Source organism: Mesorhizobium sp. M4B.F.Ca.ET.214.01.1.1, assembly GCF_004791545.1.
Lineage (GTDB): Bacteria > Pseudomonadota > Alphaproteobacteria > Rhizobiales > Rhizobiaceae > Mesorhizobium > Mesorhizobium abyssinicae.
In genome coordinates, this window is record NZ_SRUX01000117.1 from 1 (window position 1) to 370 (window position 370).

General features: G+C 59.7%; 1 protein-coding gene. It reads right to left on the reverse strand.

What is annotated here, in order from left to right; all coding sequences use genetic code 11:
• The coding region (locus EN857_RS33545) for a hypothetical protein (protein WP_135897691.1) at nucleotides 1-370 on the reverse strand (370 nt) is incomplete at both ends.

Consider the following 370-nt stretch of genomic DNA (forward strand, 5'->3'; position numbering starts at 1 on the left):
GCTAGTTTTCGCAGCGCTTCGAGCTCCGCTTTTGACGCGTCGCCTTTGGCGCGCAGGCCGATGCTCACCAGGAAGGCGTCGAGTGCGGTCGCTAGAACCTCGGACGCATTCTTGAGGGTCTTTGCCCCTTCGAGCAAATTGTCCTGCCAGCCTGACGTCCACTCGGTGACATCTATAAGACGCAAGACCGACCGCATCTCCACCGACTGAAATGCGAGACCTGTTTCGGCGGCAATATGCTCCAGCGCCAGCCGGTTTGCCTCGTCATGGGAATCGCGCGATGGCCAGGACAATCTCGGAGCGTGCTGCCGCTTGTTCTTGAGAGCGATGCCGAGCGCCAGATAAGGCGTCAGACCATTGACATGGTGCC